2 protein-coding genes are annotated in these 1554 nt (G+C 34.6%); both read right to left on the bottom strand.

The window, feature by feature from the left end; genetic code table 11:
• On the bottom strand, positions 1 to 539 hold a 539-nt coding region (locus tag AC220I_RS22410), incomplete at its 3' end, for a GerMN domain-containing protein (RefSeq protein ID WP_486726091.1).
• A gap of 9 nt (positions 540 to 548) precedes the next feature.
• Positions 549 to 1554, bottom strand: a 1006-nt coding sequence (locus AC220I_RS22405; protein WP_486726090.1) for a sensor histidine kinase, incomplete at its 5' end; no start/stop codon positions are given.

Here is a 1554-nt window from a genome sequence, read left to right as displayed (position 1 = left end):
TTTAGATAATTCAAGCTTTCCATCTTAGGTAACGGATTTTGAAATGAATAGCCTAAGACTTTACGATCAATTCTTTCGCCATCAACCAGCAGTTGAACGTTAAAAACACGTTTAATTTCAGTTAAACTGTTTACAATTGACCAGACATAGAGGTCAAGCTCATCACTTTCCCATAAATCCGATTGTATAATATCTTTTGAAAGATTGACATAACAGGTATTGTTTGCATATTCCACAGATAAAACATCGACATCATAGTTAAAAATACTACGATACTTTACATTTTTAGGACCATCTTTGATGGCTTTAATAATTGCATTCTCAAAATCATTGTTATATATGGAAACTTTGCGATTTTCACTTCGAAGTGCATGATCATAAACAAAGTATATTTTAGTGTTAAAGGCAATTGCCTCTTTATCTGGTGAAATATACTTTGAATCCGTCACAACAGGATATGTTGTGTTGATGTTTAATCCAAAAATCAAACTGGCCACAATCAAAATAAGGATCACAAAGCTTCTAATTGGTAGTTTCATTAAAGCCTCCTAATTCTTTGGTAGTACAATCGTAACGGTTGTACCTTGATTCATGTTACTTGAAACTTCTATACTACCTTGATGTAGCTGTACAATCTGTTGTGCTATGGATAAACCCAGACCAGTCCCGCCAGTCTTTCTTGCCCTAGCTTCATCAACCCTGTAAAATCGATCAAATATAAAAGGAATATCCTTTTCAGGGATACCGTAGCCATTGTCTGAGATAGATATTGCTATGGTGTCCCTTCGGTCTGTTAAGGAAACATTGACCATGCCATTTTCAGGTGTATACTTAACGGCATTACCTATTATATTAAGCAAGCACTGCTGCATCTTTTCTTGATCTAAGTTGATTTGTATCTTACTGTTAGAAATAAAAGTCGTTTCAATATGCTTTTTATGAGCAATTGGTCTTATGGTCTTAATGACTTTCTCAATGAGATAATTGACATAAGTAACACTATAGTCTAGCTCAATCTCATCCTTTTCGATTCTTACCAAGTAGAGTAAACTGTCAATAATATTATTGAGGCGATCAACCTCACTGTTGATATCTTGCATGAACTCCCTATAAACGCCTTCATCCCAGTGGTCCTGTGCCAACAAGGTATCTGAAACAATCTTCAAGGATGTCATAGGTGTTCGAAGTTCATGAGATACATTAGAGACAAACTTCTTTCGACGATCATCTACTTGAAATAGTTTTGCAGTCATGGAGTTAAATGCGTTACCCAACTCACTGATTTCATCATTACCCTTGACCTCAACCTTGGTATGATAATTACCCATAGTAATCTTTTTAACGGACTCCGTTAAGGATTCAATTGGCATCGAAATAATTTCAGCGAAAAATATACTGATAAAGAATGAAACAAACAAGGCAATCAGAAATATTATGATCAACTTGTCTAAGATATTCTGAACATTTTCAAAGATGAAATTGGCGTTTACAGACATAAAAATAACACCTATGATTTCGTTTTGAAAAATAATAGGCACTGCTGTGTACATTACA

The sequence above is a fragment of the Fusibacter sp. genome (assembly GCF_057447755.1).
This window is presented reverse-complemented; position numbering and strand designations above follow the sequence as displayed.